Origin of the sequence: Streptomyces sp. NPDC005761 (assembly GCF_040630635.1) — a bacterium.
GTDB lineage: Bacteria > Actinomycetota > Actinomycetes > Streptomycetales > Streptomycetaceae > Streptomyces.
Genome location: NZ_JBEXXX010000026.1, coordinates 52,525 through 70,716, shown reverse-complemented (window position 1 = coordinate 70,716; position 18,192 = coordinate 52,525). Strand labels below are relative to the sequence as shown.

Annotated in this window: 21 protein-coding genes; 6 read left to right on the top strand and 15 right to left on the bottom strand. The window is 72.3% G+C overall.

Features of this window, described 5'->3' with window-relative positions; translation table 11 throughout:
• Positions 1-49: 49 nt before the first annotated feature.
• The gene (locus tag ABZ434_RS23020) at positions 50-1,156 is read right to left on the bottom strand and encodes an alpha/beta hydrolase-fold protein (protein ID WP_359139887.1); all 1,107 of its coding nucleotides are present in this window, start codon (positions 1,154-1,156) and stop codon (positions 50-52) included.
• Between the two features lie 215 nt (positions 1,157-1,371).
• On the opposite strand from ABZ434_RS23020, the gene ABZ434_RS23015 reads away from it, so the two are divergent.
• On the top strand, positions 1,372-1,584 hold the full coding sequence (locus tag ABZ434_RS23015; protein ID WP_359139884.1) for an MbtH family protein: 213 nt from the start codon (positions 1,372-1,374) through the stop codon (positions 1,582-1,584).
• 127 nt (positions 1,585-1,711) lie between these two features.
• On the opposite strand, the gene argB is transcribed toward ABZ434_RS23015, so the two are convergent.
• Entirely contained in the window at positions 1,712-2,629 is a 918-nt protein-coding gene (gene argB, locus ABZ434_RS23010) for an acetylglutamate kinase (RefSeq protein WP_359139881.1), read from the bottom strand.
• Positions 2,630-2,830: 201 nt separating this feature from the next.
• Entirely contained in the window at positions 2,831-5,161 is a 2,331-nt protein-coding gene (locus ABZ434_RS23005; protein ID WP_359139878.1) for an FdhF/YdeP family oxidoreductase, read from the bottom strand.
• A 232-nt stretch (positions 5,162-5,393) separates the two neighbouring features.
• Between ABZ434_RS23005 and ABZ434_RS23000 the strand changes: the two genes are divergently transcribed.
• A complete protein-coding gene (locus ABZ434_RS23000; protein ID WP_359139875.1) occupies positions 5,394-6,152 on the top strand; it encodes an IclR family transcriptional regulator C-terminal domain-containing protein in 759 nt (252 codons plus the stop codon).
• A 77-nt stretch (positions 6,153-6,229) separates the two neighbouring features.
• On the opposite strand, the gene ABZ434_RS22995 is transcribed toward ABZ434_RS23000, so the two are convergent.
• Positions 6,230-6,643 carry an organic hydroperoxide resistance protein gene (locus ABZ434_RS22995; RefSeq protein ID WP_359139870.1) on the bottom strand — a complete coding sequence of 138 codons (414 nt, stop codon included), beginning with the start codon at positions 6,641-6,643 and terminating at the stop codon, positions 6,230-6,232.
• A 113-nt stretch (positions 6,644-6,756) separates the two neighbouring features.
• Here ABZ434_RS22995 and ABZ434_RS22990 point away from each other — a divergent pair, with 113 nt between their 5' ends.
• Positions 6,757-7,263, top strand: coding sequence for a MarR family transcriptional regulator (locus tag ABZ434_RS22990; RefSeq protein WP_359139867.1), 507 nt, complete (start codon positions 6,757-6,759; stop codon positions 7,261-7,263).
• Between the two features lie 33 nt (positions 7,264-7,296).
• Here the strand turns inward: ABZ434_RS22990 and ABZ434_RS22985 are convergent, their stop codons facing one another.
• The 7 genes from ABZ434_RS22985 to ABZ434_RS22955 all read right to left on the bottom strand — a co-directional run bounded on the left by ABZ434_RS22985 (position 7,297) and on the right by ABZ434_RS22955 (position 13,271).
• A complete protein-coding gene (locus tag ABZ434_RS22985) occupies positions 7,297-7,899 on the bottom strand; it encodes a hypothetical protein (RefSeq protein ID WP_359139865.1) in 603 nt (200 codons plus the stop codon).
• A gap of 627 nt (positions 7,900-8,526) precedes the next feature.
• Positions 8,527-8,874, bottom strand: coding sequence for a DoxX family protein (locus ABZ434_RS22980; protein WP_359139862.1), 348 nt, complete (start codon positions 8,872-8,874; stop codon positions 8,527-8,529).
• Between the two features lie 204 nt (positions 8,875-9,078).
• The gene (locus ABZ434_RS22975; RefSeq protein ID WP_359139856.1) at positions 9,079-9,711 is read right to left on the bottom strand and encodes a class I SAM-dependent methyltransferase; all 633 of its coding nucleotides are present in this window, start codon (positions 9,709-9,711) and stop codon (positions 9,079-9,081) included.
• A 29-nt stretch (positions 9,712-9,740) separates the two neighbouring features.
• A complete protein-coding gene (locus ABZ434_RS22970; protein WP_359139853.1) occupies positions 9,741-10,526 on the bottom strand; it encodes an SAM-dependent methyltransferase in 786 nt (261 codons plus the stop codon).
• Between the two features lie 148 nt (positions 10,527-10,674).
• A complete protein-coding gene (locus ABZ434_RS22965) occupies positions 10,675-11,688 on the bottom strand; it encodes an FAD-dependent monooxygenase (protein WP_359139850.1) in 1,014 nt (337 codons plus the stop codon).
• The gene (locus ABZ434_RS22960) at positions 11,685-12,206 is read right to left on the bottom strand and encodes an isoprenylcysteine carboxylmethyltransferase family protein (RefSeq protein ID WP_359139847.1); all 522 of its coding nucleotides are present in this window, start codon (positions 12,204-12,206) and stop codon (positions 11,685-11,687) included. The genes ABZ434_RS22965 and ABZ434_RS22960 overlap by 4 nt, the downstream gene beginning before the upstream one ends.
• Before the next feature lie 12 nt (positions 12,207-12,218).
• Entirely contained in the window at positions 12,219-13,271 is a 1,053-nt protein-coding gene (locus ABZ434_RS22955; protein WP_359139845.1) for a 3-oxoacyl-[acyl-carrier-protein] synthase III C-terminal domain-containing protein, read from the bottom strand.
• Between the two features lie 118 nt (positions 13,272-13,389).
• Between ABZ434_RS22955 and ABZ434_RS22950 the strand changes: the two genes are divergently transcribed.
• Positions 13,390-14,259 (top strand): UbiA family prenyltransferase, encoded by an 870-nt coding sequence (locus ABZ434_RS22950; RefSeq protein ID WP_359139842.1) that lies wholly within the window; start codon positions 13,390-13,392, stop codon positions 14,257-14,259.
• A gap of 16 nt (positions 14,260-14,275) precedes the next feature.
• On the opposite strand, the gene ABZ434_RS22945 is transcribed toward ABZ434_RS22950, so the two are convergent.
• From ABZ434_RS22945 to ABZ434_RS22935, 3 genes are all read right to left on the bottom strand, one after another.
• Positions 14,276-14,794 (bottom strand): hypothetical protein, encoded by a 519-nt coding sequence (locus ABZ434_RS22945; RefSeq protein ID WP_359139839.1) that lies wholly within the window; start codon positions 14,792-14,794, stop codon positions 14,276-14,278.
• A gap of 40 nt (positions 14,795-14,834) precedes the next feature.
• On the bottom strand, positions 14,835-15,569 hold the full coding sequence (locus ABZ434_RS22940) for an SDR family oxidoreductase (protein WP_359139836.1): 735 nt from the start codon (positions 15,567-15,569) through the stop codon (positions 14,835-14,837).
• Positions 15,570-15,761: 192 nt separating this feature from the next.
• Entirely contained in the window at positions 15,762-15,944 is a 183-nt protein-coding gene (locus ABZ434_RS22935) for a DUF6381 family protein (protein ID WP_359139834.1), read from the bottom strand.
• 191 nt (positions 15,945-16,135) lie between these two features.
• Between ABZ434_RS22935 and ABZ434_RS22930 the strand changes: the two genes are divergently transcribed.
• Together ABZ434_RS22930 and ABZ434_RS22925 are read left to right on the top strand one after the other, a co-directional pair.
• Positions 16,136-16,828 (top strand): ribonuclease H, encoded by a 693-nt coding sequence (locus ABZ434_RS22930; RefSeq protein ID WP_359139831.1) that lies wholly within the window; start codon positions 16,136-16,138, stop codon positions 16,826-16,828.
• Between the two features lie 164 nt (positions 16,829-16,992).
• The gene (locus ABZ434_RS22925; protein ID WP_359139828.1) at positions 16,993-17,724 is read left to right on the top strand and encodes a CDP-alcohol phosphatidyltransferase family protein; all 732 of its coding nucleotides are present in this window, start codon (positions 16,993-16,995) and stop codon (positions 17,722-17,724) included.
• On the opposite strand, the gene ABZ434_RS22920 is transcribed toward ABZ434_RS22925, so the two are convergent.
• Complete coding sequence (locus ABZ434_RS22920) at positions 17,693-18,139, bottom strand: adenylyltransferase/cytidyltransferase family protein (RefSeq protein ID WP_219568850.1); 447 nt, start codon at positions 18,137-18,139, stop codon at positions 17,693-17,695. The genes ABZ434_RS22925 and ABZ434_RS22920 overlap by 32 nt on opposite strands.
• Between the last annotated feature and the right edge of the window lie 53 nt (positions 18,140-18,192).

Sequence of the window (18,192 nt, the reverse complement as noted above, 5' to 3'; positions counted from 1 at the left end):
CCTTACCACTTCGCCGTTGGCGTCCCTGGAGCCGTGATCCCGCTCGAACCTAGCCGAGGGCCCAGGCGACGTCCCTGAGCAGGGCGTGCCGCCAGCCCGCGCGGTCGTGGCCGGACGCCGACCGTGACACCCGCACCGTCGCACCCGCCTCTGCGGTCAGGGTCTCGACCGGCCGGCAGTGGGGCAGCATCCGCGTCTCGTGCTCCCCGACGTCGAACGCGACCCGCAGCCCGCTCAGGTCGGGGCGTCTGCGCAGCAGCGCGGCCACGGTGCCGCCCGGCGGGCCGCCCAAGGGGTCCGCCAGGTCCAGGGCGCCCGGTGTCCACCAGAACGAGCCCGACTGGCAGGCGACCCGGGAGACCAGCTCCGGATGCTCCAGCGCCGCGTTCACCGCGCTCAGCCCGCCGAGGCTCTGCCCGGCCACCACCAGCCGGCCCGGATCCGCGGGCACTCCCGACGCCGCGACCAGCGGCAGCAGTTCGTCGCGGATCGCCTCCCACAGCCCGGATCCCACCGCGAACTCGGCTGCCCGGTCCTTGGCCGGCAGGAAGACGAGCGTGACGGGCGGCATCTCGCCCTCGGCGACGGCCGAGTCGAACGCGGTCATGGCCGGATGCAGGTAGAGCCAGTCGTCCCCGTCCAGCAGCAGCACCACCGGCCCACCGCCGCCCACCGGGTGGACACGGACCGTGCGCCGCCCGCCGAGCCGTTCGCTGTTCCAGCGCAGCCGCGTGCTCGGTACGGGGAGCACGTCATCGGCGCCGACGGCGGGCCAGTGCGGCTGGGCGGGGGCGTCCGGGGTCGCCGCGACGGAACGGTCCATGCCGGCACCGGCGGGATTGAAAGGATCCGCGTGCGGCGCCTCGTCCACGAGGAACCGGTAGGTCACCCGCAGCCGTTCGGGCATGGGAACGGCGGCATACCAGCAGTCCGTGTCGCGCCACCGGCGCAGCGGGACCGGCTCCGACCAGCTCTCGAAACCGATGTGCGCCGGGGAACCACGCCAGAGGAACAGGGTGACCCAGCCTCCGCCCTCGGCGGGCACCGACGCCGGCGCCCGCGCCGCTGCCCAGAACTCGCCGGTACCGGGCGTGGCGGGCAGTCCGAACGCGGCGAAGTCGTTCTCGGTGCGGATGCGTTCGGTCACCGGGGGCATGAACGTCTCCTTGTGGGAGGGGAGGGTTACGGGCTAAGCTCCGTCTAATTAGGGGAGCCTAACCTAAGGTGGGTCTCCTCTTCCATCCCCGGCCACTCACTCGAACGAGCTCTCCGGGCCCGTTCCCGGGGAGGCGCGACGGCCGGCCCGGCGTGCGGATGTACACGCTCGACGCGGCTGTCACCGGCCCGTCGGACCCGAGGAGGACCTGACGCATGAGCACCAACCCGTTCGACGACCCCGACGGCCGGTTTCTGGTCCTGGTGAACGACGAGGGGCAGCACTCGCTGTGGCCGTCCTTCGTGGCAGTGCCCGGGGGCTGGGTGATCGCCTTCGAGGAGAACACCCGGGAGGCGTGCCTGGAGTTCGTCGAGACCAACTGGACCGACCTCCGGCCCCGGAGCCTCGTGGTGTCCGCGGACGCCTGATCGGTTCCGGCCCGACTCGCAGTCCCCGCTCCGGAAGGTGCTGCCTCGTGCGCGGCGCACCCGGGGCGTGGGCGGGCTGCCGCGTCCGCGCCCGGCAGGGCCGGAGTGTGGCGGGCCCCGCCGCTGGTCACACGCCGCTCATGGCATGGTCCCCACCGGTTCCGGGCACCACGGTGGCACCGGGGATCACGGTGGTGCCGGGGCCGTCCTCGCCGAGGGCGCCACGCAGTACCGCATGTGGCACCCTGCCGTCGAGGACCTGCGCCCGGCGTACGCCGCCGCGGACGGCCCGCAGGCACCCCTCCATCTTCGGGAGCATGCCGCTCGCCAGCCCCGGCAGCAGTTCCTCCAGTGCGTCGGCCGTCAGCTGCCCGATCACCTCGGTGCTGTGCGGCCAGTCCGCGTACAGCCCCTCCACGTCGGTGAGGACCACCAGTCGTTCCGCCTCGAGGGCCACGGCCAGGGCCGACGCCGCCAGGTCCGCGTTGACGTTGTAGACCTGACCGTCGTCACCCCGGGCCACGGGGGAGAGGACGGGGATGTGTCCCTGCTCCAGGAGTGTGCGCACCATGCCCGGGTTCACGGCCACGATGTCCCCGACGAGACCGATGTCGACCGGGCGGCCGTCCACGTAGGCCGGCCGCCGGACCGCCGTCATCGTGTGCGCGTCCTCACCCGTCATGCCCACGGCGAAGGGGCCGTGGGCGTTGATCTGGCCGACGAGCTCCCGCTGGACCCCGCCGGACAGCACCATGCGCACCACTTCCATGGTTTCCGCCGTGGTCACCCGCAGGCCCGCCTCGAAGCGGGTCTCCAGGCCGAGCCGGTCGAGCATCGCGCTGATCTGGGGTCCGCCGCCGTGGACGACGACAGGGCGCAGGCCTGCGTGCCACAGGTCCACGACGTCCCGCGCGAACGACCGCTGGAGACCGGCGTCGACCATGGCGTTACCGCCGAACTTGACGACGACGACCGCCGCGTCCCGCGATTCCGTGGAGCCGGTGAACGAGCCCGGGCCCGCCTGCTCTGTGACGACCGGTCTCATTTTCTGCCCGCCCCGCTAGTAATAATTTAGCTTAGCCTAACCTAAATCGCGGGGTGTCGTTGTGGAATGCCTTGGATCTCGAAGTCTGTTCGTGCGCCCAACCCTGCCCGCTTGTCCGGTGGTTGACGCGGTCCCCTGGCGCGTGGGGCGCACCGGCACCACTCGCCCACGTCGAACGTGCGTCGCGGGCGGGTCCTTTGCTCAGGCGGCGGGGTCGATGGTGACCTTGACGTGCTTCATGATCGGCTGGTCGCTCTGGGTGCTGAAGTCGCTCAGTGCGCACAGCACGTTCATCTCCGGCATGTAGCCGGCCGCGCAGCCGCGAGGGATGTCGTAGGGGATCGCCAGGTAGCCGTTGAGCGACCGGCGGCTGCCGTCCTTCGCGGTGCTCGTGATGTCGACGGGGCCGAGGTCGTCGATGCCGCGCTCGCGCATGTCGGCCCGGTTCATGAAGACGAGCGTGCGCAGGTTCTTGATGCCGCGGTAGCGGTCGTTGTCGGAGTAGATGGTGGTGTTCCACTGGTCGTGCGACCGCATGGTCCCCAGGGCCAGGGTGCCCGCGGCGGGGACGACGTCGGGCAGGGCGGCGGCCGAGAACTCGGCGCGTCCGGAGGGGGTGCGGAAGACCAGCTCGCGGGCGGGCTGCCTGATCCGGAAGCCGAGGGGCAGGCGTACCCGGCGGTTGAAGTCCTCGAAGCCGTCGAGCGCCCGGGCCATGGTGTCCCGGACGCGGTCGTAGTCCTCGATGTACCAGTGCCACGGCGTGGCACTGGTCGGGAGGGCGGCGCGCGCCATGCCGGCGACGATGGCTGGTTCGGACAGCAGATGCGGGGACGCGGGCCGTTTCATGCCGGTCGACAGATGGACCATGCTCATCGAGTCCTCGACGGACGTGCTCTGGATCCCCGTGCGCTGATGGTCCTTCTCGCTACGGCCCAGACACGGGAGGATCAGCGCCCGCCTGCCGTGGACGACATGGCTGCGGTTCAGCTTGGTGCTCACCTGGACGGTGAGGTCGCAGGCGCGCAGTGCCTCGCAGGTGTACGGGGTGTCGGGCGCGGCAAGGGCGAAGTTGCCGCCCATGGCGACGAAGACCTTCACCCCGCCGTCGTGCATCGCCCGGACGGTCCGGACGGTGTCCAGGCCGTGCTCGCGGGGCGGGTCGATGCCGCAGGCCTCGGCGAGGCGGTCCAGGAACGCGTCCGAGGGGCGGTGATCGACGCCGCAGGTGCGATTGCCCTGCACGTTGCTGTGTCCTCGTACGGGGCAGGGGCCCGCACCTTCGCGGCCCAGGTTGCCGCGGAGCAGCAACAGGTTGACGATCTCACGCACGGTGTCCACGCCGTGCTCGTGCTGGGTGAGTCCCAGGCACCAGCTGACGATGGAGCGGTCGGCCTCGCGGTACACGCGTGCCGCCCGCAGGATGTCGGCTCGGCCCAGGCCGGACTGCGTCTCGATCTCCTCCCACGGCGTGGCCCCGCACACCGTGCGGTAGTCCTCGAAGCCGGCGGTGTGGCGGTCGATGAACTCCTGGTCCAGCGCCTTGGGGTCGGTGAGGGACTGCTCCAGGATCGCCTTGGCCATGCCGCGCAACAGGGCCATGTCGCCGCCGATGCGCGGCTGCAGATTCAGACTGCTGGTCCGGGTCGGCTTGACCAGCGCCATGTCCACGAAGTCGTGCGGGACGATGGTGCGCGTCGCGGCCGCCTCGACCAGGGGGTTGACGTGCACGATCCGGGCGCCGCGGTCGTGGGCGTCGACCAGTGCGGTGAGCATCCGCGGCGCGTTGGAGGCGGCGTTGACCCCCAGGATGAACAAGGCGTCGGCCGACTCCCAGTCCTTGAGGTCGACGGTCCCCTTGACCGTGCCCAGGGACGCCTGGAGGGCGCGGCCGCTCGCCTCATGACACATGTTGGAACAGTCCGGCAGATTGTTCGTGCCCAGCTCGCGGGCCATCAGCTGGTACAGGAATGTCGCCTCGTTGCCGAGCCGCCCCGAGGTGTAGAACGCCGCCTGATTCGGGTCGTCCAGCTCGCGCAGGGCCCGCCCGGTCAGTTCGAAGGCGTCCTTCCAGCTGATGGGCACGTAGTGGTCAGACCCGGGGTCGTACACCATGGGCTCGGTCAAGCGGCCCTGGTCCTCCAGGTCGTGGTCGCTCCACCCGGACAACTCGGTCACCGAATGGGCGGCGAAGAACTCGCGTCCGACCCGCTTCCGGGTCATCTCCCAGGTGACGTGCTTGATGCCGTTCTCGCAGATGTCCAGGCGCAGGCCCTTGGTGTCGGGCCACGCGCAGCCGGGGCAGTCGAACCCCGTGTGCTCATGGTTCATCCGTGTGAGCGCCCGCGCGCCGTTCACCAGTGCGCCCTCGCGTACCAGGAAGCGGCTCACGCCCTTGGCCGCGCCCCAGCCCGCCGCGGGGTGGTGGTAGGGACGGAACGCGGGTCTGGCCTCCGGATCGGGCCCGGCTCCGGGTCCCCGGGGTTCTTGTCCGTCACCGTTGGCGCTCAAGTTCCTTGACCCTTCAACCATGTGGGGTGGCTGACGAAACTGCGTTTTCGCAGGCTATGCCCGGCGGCCGGCGCCGGCCATCCGGCCATCCGGCCGCCGACGGCCCTCGGGCGGACGGCCCTCGCAGCTGCAGCCGCGATCCGGGGTGCGGCCGGCACCGCCATCCCTTCGGGCGGTCCGTCGGCCTCCGGGTGGGAGGGGTACCGAGCGGGACGCGTTGCCGCACCCGGGTCCCGGGGTGATGCTTGGGGGCATGGCTGACCAAGCCGGCCCTGATCCTGTCGCGGCCGTCAGACGTGCGCTCCGCCTGCTGGAGGCCGTCGGGGCGCACGGGCGTGGGGTCACCGCGCAACAGCTGGCCCGGGAGGCAGGGCTTCCGCTGGTCACGGTCCGTGAGCTGCTGTCCGCGCTGAGCCGGGACGGGTTCGTGACGGACCTGGGCGACGGGGCGTACGTCCTCGCCGACGCGGGCACGGCATCGGGTGCGATGCGCGCGGGCCACGAGTTGCACGAGCGCGTCCGCCCCCTTCTCACGGCTCTGCGGAACGATCTGTCGGCCGCTGTCTACCTGACTCTGTACGAGGAGGGCGAGATCCGGGTCATGGAGATCGTCGACAGTGCCAGGACCCCGCGGGTGGACCTCTGGGTGGGTTTCGAGGACGCCGGTCATGCGACGGCACTGGGCAAGAGCGTGCTGCGGGAGCTGGACGAGGAGGCGCGGGCCGAGTACCTGTCGCGGCACTCCCTGACCGGGCTCACCCCCCGGACCATCACCCACCGGGAGGAGCTGCTCCGGCAGCTGGACGCCCCGTCGGCGGCACCGCTGGTCATGGACCGCGAAGAGTACGCCCGGGGCACCACCTGTATCGCGGTGCCCGTATACAGCGGCGATCAGGTCGGGTCCTTGGGGATTTCCTTCCGGTCGGACCGGATGTACCGGTCCGTCCGTGTCCGCGACGGGCTGTTGTCCTCGGCGATTCGCGTGTCCAGGCGGCTCTCTCTCCCTGGCTGAGTCCCGGGGCCCTTCCCCCGGGCGAGGGGTGCGGCACGACGTCCCCGTGTCCGCCCGTCCCCCGCGCGGCGCCTCGGCTACTCGATGACGAGCTCGACCGGGATGTTGCCGCGGGTCGCGTTCGAGTACGGGCAGACCTGGTGGGCCTGCTCCACCAGCTTGCGACCGGTGGCCTCGTCGACGGATCCGGGCAGCTCCACGCGCAGCGTGACGGCGAGGCCGAAGCCTTCGCCCTGCTTGCCGATGCCGACCTCTCCCGTCACGGCGGCGTCGGTGACATCGACCTTGGCCTGACGGCCCACGAGCCCCAGGGCGCTGGCGAAGCACGCGGCGTATCCGGCGGCGAACAGCTGCTCAGGGTTCGTGCCCTTGCCGTTACCCCCCATCTCCACCGGGATGGCCAGCTGCAGGTCCAGCGCGCCGTCGGAGCTCACTGCGCGGCCGTCACGGCCGTGGGTGGCGGTGGCGACGGCGGTGTAGATCGATTCCATGGAAACCGTTCCTCTCGAAGGGTTGCGCGGCGGGTGTCCGCCGCTTCCCTGAAGTGAATCACACAACTCAGTTGTGCACAATCAAATGGGGGGTGCGGCGTTATGCTGAATCCATGACCGCCACGCCCAGCCCCGCCCGCCAGGCCCCGCCCGAGGCCGACTATCTCCGCCTCGACCAGCAGATCTGCTTCTCCCTGAACGCCGCCTCGCGCGCCTTCGGCAGCGTCTACCGGGTCCTCCTGAAGGATCTGGGTCTGACCTATCCCCAGTACCTCGTGATGCTGGTCCTCTGGGAGCACGGCGAACTCCCGGTGAAAGCGCTGGGGCAGCACCTGCGGCTGGATTCCGGCACGCTGTCGCCGCTGCTGAAGCGGCTGGAGGCGGCGGGTCTCGTGCGGCGTGAGCGGAGCGCCCGGGACGAGCGGTCGGTACAGGTGCACCTCACGGACGAGGGCACGGCCCTGCGCGACCAGGCGCTCCTCGTGCCGCGCCGGATCGCCGCCGCGACGGGCTTCGGCCTCGATGAGATCAGCGAACTTCGCGAGCGCCTCGACCGGCTCACGGCGGCATTGGACACGGCGGCCCTGGAGGAGGGCCGGGGCGGCACCGGCACACAGTAGGGTCGGCTCCCCGGAGGAGTCCGGCCGCCCCGGTCAGGCGGCGTACGCGGTGATCGCCAGCGTCCCGGACAGCACCTTCCACAGCGCCCAGGCACCCGCACGGCTCGCCACCGCGCACGGTGTGCTCCGGGTGCAACGGGTCGGCCGGTCCTGCCAGGCGCTGACGGTCAGGTAATGGAAGCCGAAGGTGCTGCTGAACGTGAAACGGATGTGCAGCCCGTCGCCCAGGTCGTGGCCGGGAAGGGTCGCGATCTGGAGCCGGGTGTCGCCGACGGCCTCCACCCGGACGGGGTTCCCGCCCAGCAGATCGCACTCGTCCGCCGGCCGGATCCGGGCCGGACACGCGCCGCTCACCGGGAACAGCCAGAAGTGGCCGGTGAGCTGCCGGCGTACGTCGTGGGGGCTCGTGAAGGGGTGGACGCCCAGCGAGTAGTCGTACCGGTACAGCCATTTCACGCCGCCGTGGCACGACGCGGGCCCCTCGTCGCACCCCTCCCTGGCGACGCCGTGGCCGTCCGGTGGCCGGACAGGGGGAGGGGCGGCGTTCGAAGGCTGGGCCGGCGTGACGAGCAGGAGCGAGACGGAGAGCAGAAACGCGCCTGCGCAACGAGCGGCCGTACGGGTGAACGCCGCCATGGGCCGGCAGCCCGCCGGACAACCCCGGTCTATCGCTCCCTGCCCGGATTCGTGGAAGGTGCGGCACCGAGCGAGAATCGCCTTCCGCATCAGCACCTCCCGAAATGCGGTACGAGCCACATGGACGCTATGTCCTCGGGCGGGGTTCGGCATCTCAGCGAGTCGGTGACACCGCCGGGGCTCGGCCTCCGAGCGGCAACTGCCCCACAGGTGCGGCGCGTCGGGCCGCCCATGCCTCCGAGCGGTTCGCTGCGCGGGGAACCGGGACGGGGGCGTACACCGAGGCGCACACGCGGGGTGGGGAGTCGTGTGAACAGCCGGACACACGAGCGTACGGATCACGGGTCCGGCTGGGTCCGGTGCGGGCGCCGCGCCGCCCGGGCGGCGGACGGTCGCAACTCCCTCGCGCCCGGCCGCGGGGCCGCCCCGCACTGTGGCCCGGCGGCGGCGGCAGCCGCGGACGAGGGCAGCGGCCCCGTCACCAGCGACGCGGGCGGCGCCCCGGTCACTGGAGACCGGGAGCCCGTCACCGTCCACGAGGAGTGGCGGTGCGCCGATGGCCGTGTCGCATGGGTGACCGCGCATGAGCCGCGCCGCTCTGCGCCTCTCGGGCCCCGGGCGCGGGATTCAGGCCGCGAGGCCGAGCACCATGGCCCCGACGACCGGCGCCGCGTACACCAGCGGGAAGGGGATGTGCGAGTACCAGCGGGCACGGATCACCGTGATGACCGCGCCGGCGAAGTACAGCACCAGCCCCGAACCGGCCAGGATGCCGACGAAGGGCACGAACAGACCGGCGACCAGTCCCACGGCCCCCGCGGCCTTCGCCGCACCGAGCCACGTCCACCAGGAGCGCGGGACGCTGTAGTCGGTCAGGGCCTGGACGACCCACTGGGCGCGGAAGAGAAGGGCGCCGGCCGAGTAGCCGGCCATGGCGGCGGCGACGAGAGTGACGACGACGTGGGCGACGGACATGATGGAAGCTCCTCATCAGGCGGGTGCCGGTGTGTTCTCGCCGGCCTCGGTGGCCGGTCCGGCACTGCACTGAAACGCCCCGACGGGAAAACGTGACACGTCCGCGAAGAATTCTTCGGATCCGGTCCGGTTGGCGCTGCGGGGGCCTCGCGCCCCGCAGCGCCGCTCCGTCAGGTCCGCCGCTCCGTGAGGTCCGGCGCTCCGTCAGGTCCGCCGCGCCAGCAGGAACAGATGCGGTTCGGGCACGGCCGCCGGATGGTCCGGAGTGAACAGGGTGCTCTCCTGCGCCAGGACCGTGAATCCGGCCGTCGCCACGACCGCGATGAACGCCTCTTCGCCGAAACTGGTCACGTGAACCGCCTGGTCCATGAACGTGCCGGACACCCCCTCCACGTCCAGCGGCACCGTGGCCACGGCCAAGTGCCCGTCGGGCCGCAGCACCCGGGCAGCCAGACGCAGCATGTCCGTCTGTTCCGTGCGGGACAGCTGGAGAAGTGAGAAGTACACGCAGACCGCGTCGAAACTCCCGTCCTCCAGGGGAAGATCACGGACATCGGCGCAGCGGAACTCGGCTCCGGGCACCTGCCGCGACGCGATGTCCACCATGACGGGGGAGACGTCGACGCCGAGTACATCGTGGCCGGCGTCGGCGAGGGTCTGCGCGGCCGGCCGACCCGTGCCGCAGCCGACGTCCAGCACCCGGCTGCCCGGAGCCAGCCGCTCCAGCAGCAGCTCCAACGAGGCCCGGTGCGCGGCCGATTCCCCGAACGCCTGCTCATAGTCGGCACCGAGAGCGTCGAACACCGATGCGGCGGTGGGGTGCTGAGCCGAATCCATGGCGGATTCCCTTCTCCTGCGGTCTCTCCCTACGGTACGCGGGCCACGGCCACGTACAGTCCGCTGTGCTCGGGCTCCGGCGCGGGCGTGTCGCGGAACCACTCGGGGGCTGTCACCAGCCCCGGCTCGGCGACGTCCAGCCCGTCGAGGAACAGGGCGAACTCCGCCCGGGTGCGCAGCGCCAGCCGGATGCCGCCCTTGTCGTACTCGTCGGCGCCCTGCTGCCCCCGCTCCGGGTTGACGTCGGACGCGCCCTGGGACAGCACCACATAGCTGCCCGGTGACAGCGCCTGCGTCAGGGTGCGGACGATGCCGACCGGGTCCACGTCGTCGGGCAGGAAGTGCAGCAGACCGAGCATCGAGAGGGCTACGGGACGACGGAAGTCGAGGACCTTGTGAGCCGCCTCGATGATGGTGTCCGGTTCGCGGACGTCCGCCGGGACGTAGTCGGTGGCGCCCTCGGGCCGGCTGATCAGCAGCGCCTCGGCGTGACGCAGGACGATGGGGTCGTTGTCGCAGTAGACCACCCGGGCGGACGGATTGATCTCCTGGGCGATCTGGTGGAGGTTCGGCGCGGTCGGAATGCCGGTGCCGATGTCGAGGAACTGGTCGACGCCCGCTCCGGCCAGCCACGCCGTGGCGCGGTGCATGAACGCGCGGTTCTGATGGGCGCCGATCTTCGCCTCGATCGGCAGCTGTTCCGCCACCGCCTGGTCGACCGGGTAGTTGTCCTTGCCTCCGAGGAGCGCGTCGTAGACGCGCGCCGACTGCGGCCTGCTGGTGTCTATCGGGGGCTGGGACGTCCCTGCCGTCATGGCGAGCTCCGTTGCAGATGAGGTGAAACCACTCCTGCGGTGAAGTCTGCCACAGCAACTGGGCGTTGATCACGCGGTGTTGCGGGCCGCTGGACCGCTCATCGGGGCGGTGACCTGCACCGGACCGGAACCCGGCACGACGCGGCCCCTACTGCAGCGCGCGCACCGCGGCGCCGAACAGGCCCGGGGCCCGATGCGCGGCGGGGACGATCAGCCGTGCGGTGGCGGGACGCCGAGCCACCGACAACAACCCTGCGGTGAGCAGCCGGTGACGCCGGGTCAGCCCGGCCCATCCGGCCGGGTAGTCCTGCGGACGGCCCGCGGCGAGCGAGTCCACCGCCGCACCGGCCGTCGCCACGGCGAGCGCGACCCCCTCGCCCGTCAGCGCGTCCACGTAGCCCGCGGCGTCACCGACCAGAAGGACCCGCCCCGCGCGCCGGCTCCGCGCCTGCCGACGCAGGGGCCCGGCACCGCGCACGGCACCGGCCTCCCGGCCGCGAAGTGCGGCGGCCAGGCGGGGGAAGGCCGCCAGTTGGCTCTCGTACGCTCGACGCTCCCCGCTGAGCACGGCCACCCCCACGAAGCCGTCCCCGAGCGGCGTCACGTAGGCCTCGCCGTGCCGGGACCAGTGCACCTCCACGAACTCCGTCCACGGGTCCACGCGGTAGTGCCGGCGCAGCCCGTACCGGCGCACCGCGCCGGCGGGCCCGTCCAGACCGAGACCGCGACGGACGGGCGAGTGCAGCCCGTCGGCGGCGATCAGCCAACGGGCGGTGAGCCCGCAGGCGCCGACCCGGTCATCGCCCTGCTGTACGTGCCCGACCTTCCCCGGCACGATCCGGACGCCGAGCTCCACCGCCCGCTCATGGAGTGCGGTGTGCAGTGCCGTCCGCCGCACCCCGAGCCCTGCCCGGCCACGGAAGGCCGCCGCCGCGCTCCGCGCGCCCTGCACGTAACGGATGCCGCGCAGCGGATGGCCTGACAGCTCGACGCCCAGGGCACGCAGCGCCGCCACCCCGCTGGGCATGATGCCCTCGCCGCACGCCTTGTCGACGGGGGCGGTACGGGGCTCGACCACGACGGCCTCCATGCCGAGCGAGGCCGCGCGGATCGCCGCCGCCAGGCCGGCCGGGCCACCGCCCGCGATCAGGAGATCGATCACGCCGGCACGCCCCCGGCCGAGGCGAGCGCCGCCTCCTCGCACCGGACCCGCACGGCCATGAGCGCGGCGTTCAGCACGGTGAAGAGCAGTGCGGTCACCCACGCCCCGTGGACGAGGGGCAGCGCGATCCCCTCGGCGGCGACGGCGGCGTAGTTGGGGTGGCGCAGCAGGCGGTACGGGCCGCCCGTCACGAGCGGCAGCCCCGGCACCACGATGACGCGGGTGTTCCACCGGTGCCCGAGCGTACGGATGCACCACCAGCGCAGGGCCTGTGCCGCCACCACCACGGCCACCATCGTCCAGCCGAGCAGCGGTACGAACGGCCGGTCCGCCGATGCGGCCTCGGCCAGACATCCCGCCAGCAGCCCCGTGTGCAGGGCGACCATCGCCGGATAGTGACCGCGGCCCGACTCGGTTCCGCCCCTGGCCAGCGCCCAGCGCGTGTTGCGCAGGGCGACGGCGAGTTCTGCCAGGCGCTCGCCCGCCACGGTCAGCACCAGTGCCGTGTACCAGAACATGTGTCCTCCGACCTACCAGCGCAGCAGCACCAGTTCGCAGCAGAATCCAGGGCCCATGGCCATCAGCAGTCCGGGAGAGCCCGGCTCGGGCCGCCGCTCCAGCGTGTCCCGCAGGACGTGGAGCACCGAGGACGAGGACAGGTTCCCCACCTCGGCCAGCGAGCGCCAGGTGACGTCGAGGGCCCCGTCGGGGAGCGAGAGCACGTCGGAGACGGCCTCCAGGACCTTGGGGCCGCCCGGATGGCACACCCAGTGGGCCACGTCCTTCGGCTTGAGTCCGTGTTCTGCGAGGAAGCCGGCCACGTCGTCCGCCAGATGGCGGCGCACGACGTCGGGGACACCCGGATCGAGCACCACCTTGAAGCCGGAATCGCGGATGTCCCAGCCCATCACGTGCTCGGTGTCCGGATACATCCGGCTGCGCGTGGCCACCACTTCGGGACCGGCGTCGGGCGCCCTGCCCTCGCCGAGCGCCACCACGGCGGCGGCCCCGTCACCGAACAGCGCGGTCGCCACCAGGTTGGCGGGGGAGGTGTCACCGCGCTGGAAGGTGAGGGAGCACAGCTCGACCGAGAGCAGCACCGCCACGTCGTCGGGCCGGCCCAGCAGGTAGTCGTGGAGCCGCGCGATCCCCGCCGCTCCGGCGACGCAGCCGAGCCCGAAGACGGGCAGCCGCTTCACGTCCGGGCGCAGGCCGAGCCGCCCCACGAGCCGGGCGTCGACCGACGGGGCGGCCACGCCGGTCACCGACGTGAACATCAGCAGGTCCACGTCGGTGGGCCGCAGACCTGCCGTCCGCAGCGCACCGCGCAGCGCCTCGGCACCCAGATCGACGGCCGCCTTGATGAACACGTCGTTGGCGTCCCCGAAACCGTCCAGCTCCGCGTACCGCTCCAGCGGCAGCACCATGTTCCGGGTCCGCACCTGGGCGTTCTCGTGCAGCCGGTCCAGGACCCGCCGGTCGGCTCCCTGCGGCAGGCACGTGCGGGCCACCATGTCGGTGACCTCGCGCTGGGTGTGGCGGTACGGGGCCGGCGTGCCGTGCACGGCTGCGATCCGGGTCATCCCGGACCCTGCTTCTCAGGCGTCATGGCCCATCCCTGCCCCACCCGAGGGACAAAACACCGCAAACAACCCGTGCGGCTGTCAGGTCCGCCGGGTCCGGAGTCCCTACGATCACGTGATGGGCACTCCGGAACCGTCGCGCGCCCACCCCGCGACCGCGTGGCCACCGAGCCGTACGGCAGGGCTGGCCCGCTCCTGTCACCCGGGGCCGGTCGTCGCGGTGACCGCGATCGCGGGCGTCCTGGGCGTGGGCGTCGGCCTCGGCGGCCTCCGCTGCGCCCTCCTCGTCGCGGCCGTGCTGAGCGGCCAGCTCTCCGTGGGCTGGTGCAACGACGCCTTCGACGCCCGGCGGGACGCGGCGGCCGGACGCACCGGCAAACCCGTGGCCGAGGGATCGGTGAGCCGTCGGACGGTCTGGGCGGCGGCGTTCACCGCCGCCCTGCTCTGTGTTCCGCTCTCCTTCGCCTGCGGCCCGCTCGCGGGCACGGTGCATGTGACGGCCGTGGCGGCCGCCTGGGCGTACAACCTGAGGCTGAAGGCCACAGCCCTGTCCTGGCTTCCGTACGTCATCGGGTTCGGTGCCCTGCCCGCCGTGGCCGCGCTGACCCTGCCCGGCCGCCCCGGGCCCACGTGGTGGGCGGTGACCGCGGGCGGGCTGCTGGGCCTTGCGGCCCACCTGGGCGATGTCCTGCCCGACATCGAGGACGATCTGCGCGACGGCGTGAGAGGCCTTCCGCAGCGGATGGGCGCCGCGGCCACCGGACTGCTGCTGCCGGTGCCCCTCGTGGCGGCCTCCGCGGTCCTGGCCCTCGGCCCGGCGGGGCCGGCCGGTCCGTGGGGCGCGGTGACGCTCGCGGCCGCGGCGCCCGCGGCACTCGGTGGGCTGCTGCTCGCCCGGACCTGGCGCAAGGCGCCGCTCGCCGCAGCGGCCGTGATCGCGGCGGCGGACGTGACGCTCCTGCTGGTCCGCGGCACCGCCCCGGTGTGATCCGGCTCCGCGGCCCTCACACCGCGCGGAGCCAGCGGTCGAGCATCCGGAGATCGGAGTCCGTCAGGCCCAGCCCGGGATCGACGCGATGGAGCAGCGCGGGACCGCCGTGGTGCGCGGCGACCCACCGCCGGTCCCGCTCGGTGATCTCGTCGTCCACCCACGCGAAGGCGCGCCCCGCCGCCCACCCGACGAGCGTGCGTGTCTTCCAGTGCAGCCCCGCCCGCACGTCCCGCTCGTCCTCGTCCGAAGGAGCGGGCCAGGTGACCACACGGAGAGCCGGCAGCCCGAGCCTGGGTGCGACGACGGCGTTCGCCTCGTCCTCCCATGTCGAAGCCCATACCGGCTCGCATGCGAGCGCGGCCAGGCGGGGCCCGAGCGCCGGGTCGATCCTGTCGAGCAGCGGATTGGCTCCTGCTCCCGGCGGCCCCGGCCCTCCCGGGTACACCGGGTGCCCGCCCGTGCGCGGGCCGAACGGGATGAGGGGGCCGTCGACGTCGAGGAAGAGCAGAGGAAGCCCGTCGGAACCGGTCACCGCCGCACCCTACTGCCGGACGCCGGTAACTGACCGGGGCTCAGCGCCCGCCCGCCACCCGCAGGATCGCTCCGGTGGCGTACGAGGCGTCGTCCGAGAGCAGCCAGGCGACGGCACCGGCGATCTCCTCGGGCTGCCCCGGCCGGCCCAGCGGAATCCCGGCGGCGGCCTTGTCCGGGCGCTCCGGATCCGCGTGGAAGCCGGTCCGGACGATGCCGGGGGCCACCGCGTTGACTCGGATTCCGGCCGCCCCGACCTCCTTCGACAGGCCGACGGTCATCGTGTCCACGGCGGCCTTCGCCGCGGCGTAGTGGACGTACTCGCCCGGACTTCCGAGCGTGGCGGCCGCCGACGACATGTTCACGATGGCCCCGCCGCCCGACCGGCTCATGTCGCGCACGGCGCGCCGCGCACAGAGCAGGTAGCCAACCACGTTGACGTCCAGGGCGCGCCGCAGACCGGCCGCGTCGGCATCGGCGAGTGCTCCTGTCGGGCCGCTCACCCCGGCATTGTTGACCAGCCCGGTGACGGGGCCGAGCTCCCCGGCCGCGGTGTCGAACAACAGGTCGACCCCGGCCTCGTCGGACGTGTCCATCCGTACCGTGACGCAACGCCGGCCCGTGGCGCGGACGACCGCGGCGACCTTCTCCGCCGCCTCGGCGTCGGAGTGGTAACCGAGCGCGATGTCATGGCCGTCGGACGCCAGACGTGCGCAGACGGCGGCTCCGATACCCCGGCTGCCCCCGGTGACGACGGTGACGGAAAGACGGCTCATGCAAGGTCCCCCTTCGTGCGACGCCGGCGCGGCGCCCTCGATGAGGCTTCATCGTAAGGACGGTGACCGGCGCCGCTCCGGGCGGGCCTCGGCCGCCGGGACGGAGGCGTCTGCGGAGGCGGACACGCCGATGGGCTGCCACCCCCTCATGGAAGGGTGGCAGCCCATCGGTCGTGTGTGCGCCGCGGCTGATTAGGCAGGGCGGTCGCTGCCGGCCCGGCCGGCGTGCTGCTCGCTCTGCTCGTGCAGCTTGCGAGCCTTCTCCTCCAGCCGGCGCCGCTGCTCGGGGTCGCTCGTGCGCTCCGCGGCCTCGGTCATGTGCCGGGCCTTCTCGCGCATCTGCTGGGCTCGGCCGGTTTCTCCTGCAACGCTCATCGTCGCTCCTTGAACGGTAGGGAAGAGCGGGCCCCTTCAGAGAAGCAGCGCTGCGTGAGCGGCGCACCCCGAAGCGTTACTGATGGTGAGAGTGCCAGGTGGGGAGGGTGTGAGGGCCCGGCCGCCGCGGCCCGGGGCCCCGGTCGTGACCGGCGTGAGCCGGGAGTCCGGGCGCTGGCATGATCAGGGGTATGAACGAGCGCATGATCGCCGCGTGTGACGGGGCGTCGAAGGGTAATCCGGGACCGGCCGCCTGGGCCTATGTGGTGGCCGACGCGGACGGCAGGCCGCTGCGGTGGGAGGCCGGGCCGCTGGGCACCGCCACCAACAACGTCGCCGAGCTCACCGCCCTCCAGGAACTGCTGGAGTCCCTCGACCCGGCCGTGGCGCTCGAGGTCCGTATGGACTCGCAGTACGCCATGAACGCCGTGACCAAGTGGCTGCCGGGCTGGAAGCGAAACGGCTGGAAGACCTCGGCCGGCAAACCCGTCGCCAACCGCGACCTCGTGGCCCGCATCGACTCCCTGCTCACCGGCCGGACCGTCGACTTCGTCCACGTGGCCGCCCATCAGGTGGACGGTGACCCGCTCAACGCACTGGCCGACCAGGCTGCGAGCGAAGTGGCCGTGACCCAGCGCGCGGCGGGCACGTCGCAGGGCTCGGCGGACCTGCCCGTCCCCGCGCCCTCCCGAGCCACCGAAGGGCGGCGGACCGGGGGAGCGGCGAAGAAGAATGCGGGGAGCGCGACCCGCTCCGGTGGTGCGACCATCCGCGCGAAGTTCGCCGGCCGGTGCCACTGCGGAAAGCCGTACGCGGCCAAGGACATGATCGCCAAGAACGACCACGGCTGGGGCCACCCGGAGTGCCGGGCCGCCACTGCCTGACGCGGCGCGCGCCGGCGTGCGAAGCCTCCGCCCGGGCGGCGCCATTCGGCCCGGCACCGGTGATCCCGCCCGCGCGGGGCGGTGCGCATGCCATGATGCGGCTCCGGCGGCGAGGGCTGAATCGTCACCGGAGCTGTGGGGAACGGCAACACGCTGGGGGGCGTATGAAAAGCACGGGTGCGGTGCTGCGTGAGCTGCGCGGGGCGCAGAAGCCGGCCAAAGGAGTGTCGCTCTACTCGCGGTACGTGAACCGGCCGGCGGGCCGGGTATTCGCGGCAGTCGCGTACCGTCTCGGCATGACGCCCAATCAGGTCACCCTGACGAGTGCGGTGTTCACGTTCGCCGCCCTAGCGGCGGTGGCTCTCGTCCGCCCCGCCTGGGGGCTGGGGGTCCTGGTCTGCCTGGGGCTCGCCGTGGGCTTCGCCCTCGACTCGGCCGACGGGCAACTCGCCCGGCTGACAGGCCGTGGCGGCCTTGACGGCGAATGGCTGGACCATGTCGTCGACTGCGCGAAGATGATCCTGGTCCACACCGTCGTACTGATCTCGTTCTACCGCTACTTCGGTCCGGATTCCGACGCCTGGCTGCTCCTGCCGCTCGGTTTCCTGTTCGTCGCGGTGCTCACCTTCTGCGCCGGGCTGCTGCGCGAGCAGCTGGGCAAGGCCGCGGCCCGGTCCGCGCCGGCGGGCGCGGCGTCGCCCGGGCCCGCCTCCCGGCTGCGGGCCGTGGCGCTGCTGCCGGCCGACTACGGGGTGTTCTGCCTGGTGTTCCTGCTGCTCGGCGACGAGACGGCGTTCCGGACCGGATACGCCGTACTCGCCGCCGTGCACGCGCTGTTCCTCGTGGCGTTCCTCGGCAAGTGGTTCAGGGAGCTGAGAGCGCTCCGGGCAGACTGACCAGCGTGTCCAGCGCCCGGCGCAGCTGGGTGCTGGACGTGTGCACGGTGTACGGGAAGTAGACGACCTCCACGCCGACCTCGGCGAAGTCGCGTTCCAGTCGTTTGCCCTTCTCCGTGTCGCGCCAGTCGTCCCCCTTGAAGATGACGTCGAACCTGACCTGTTGCCAGGTCTCGACCTTGTCGGGGACGGTCTCGACGAACGCCGCGTCGACGTAGCGCACGCTCCGGACGATCTCCAGCCGCTCAGGCAGTGGAATGACCGGCTTGTGGCCCTTGGCGAGCGCGGCCATCTCGTCCGAGACGACCCCCGCGACCAGGTAGTCGCACTGACTGCGGGCATGCCGCAGGATGTTGAGGTGACCTATGTGGAACAGGTCGTAGACCCCCGGCGCGTAGCCGACCCTGTGCACCATCCGTTCTCTCCCCCCACGGTGTGAACGTGATGTCCGTGTCCCGCCGGAAGGTG

Coding starts and splice junctions, on each gene's coding strand:
- ABZ434_RS23020 (WP_359139887.1), bottom strand. CDS start 1,156: ATGCCCCCGGTGACCGAACGCATCCGCACCGAGAACGACTTCGCCGCG.
- ABZ434_RS23015 (WP_359139884.1), top strand. CDS start 1,372: ATGAGCACCAACCCGTTCGACGACCCCGACGGCCGGTTTCTGGTCCTG.
- argB (WP_359139881.1), bottom strand. CDS start 2,629: ATGAGACCGGTCGTCACAGAGCAGGCGGGCCCGGGCTCGTTCACCGGC.
- ABZ434_RS23005 (WP_359139878.1), bottom strand. CDS start 5,161: ATGGTTGAAGGGTCAAGGAACTTGAGCGCCAACGGTGACGGACAAGAA.
- ABZ434_RS23000 (WP_359139875.1), top strand. CDS start 5,394: ATGGCTGACCAAGCCGGCCCTGATCCTGTCGCGGCCGTCAGACGTGCG.
- ABZ434_RS22995 (WP_359139870.1), bottom strand. CDS start 6,643: ATGGAATCGATCTACACCGCCGTCGCCACCGCCACCCACGGCCGTGAC.
- ABZ434_RS22990 (WP_359139867.1), top strand. CDS start 6,757: ATGACCGCCACGCCCAGCCCCGCCCGCCAGGCCCCGCCCGAGGCCGAC.
- ABZ434_RS22985 (WP_359139865.1), bottom strand. CDS start 7,899: ATGGCGGCGTTCACCCGTACGGCCGCTCGTTGCGCAGGCGCGTTTCTG.
- ABZ434_RS22980 (WP_359139862.1), bottom strand. CDS start 8,874: ATGTCCGTCGCCCACGTCGTCGTCACTCTCGTCGCCGCCGCCATGGCC.
- ABZ434_RS22975 (WP_359139856.1), bottom strand. CDS start 9,711: ATGGATTCGGCTCAGCACCCCACCGCCGCATCGGTGTTCGACGCTCTC.
- ABZ434_RS22970 (WP_359139853.1), bottom strand. CDS start 10,526: ATGACGGCAGGGACGTCCCAGCCCCCGATAGACACCAGCAGGCCGCAG.
- ABZ434_RS22960 (WP_359139847.1), bottom strand. CDS start 12,206: ATGTTCTGGTACACGGCACTGGTGCTGACCGTGGCGGGCGAGCGCCTG.
- ABZ434_RS22955 (WP_359139845.1), bottom strand. CDS start 13,271: ATGACCCGGATCGCAGCCGTGCACGGCACGCCGGCCCCGTACCGCCAC.
- ABZ434_RS22950 (WP_359139842.1), top strand. CDS start 13,390: ATGGGCACTCCGGAACCGTCGCGCGCCCACCCCGCGACCGCGTGGCCA.
- ABZ434_RS22940 (WP_359139836.1), bottom strand. CDS start 15,569: ATGAGCCGTCTTTCCGTCACCGTCGTCACCGGGGGCAGCCGGGGTATC.
- ABZ434_RS22935 (WP_359139834.1), bottom strand. CDS start 15,944: ATGAGCGTTGCAGGAGAAACCGGCCGAGCCCAGCAGATGCGCGAGAAG.
- ABZ434_RS22930 (WP_359139831.1), top strand. CDS start 16,136: ATGAACGAGCGCATGATCGCCGCGTGTGACGGGGCGTCGAAGGGTAAT.
- ABZ434_RS22925 (WP_359139828.1), top strand. CDS start 16,993: ATGAAAAGCACGGGTGCGGTGCTGCGTGAGCTGCGCGGGGCGCAGAAG.
- ABZ434_RS22920 (WP_219568850.1), bottom strand. CDS start 18,139: ATGGTGCACAGGGTCGGCTACGCGCCGGGGGTCTACGACCTGTTCCAC.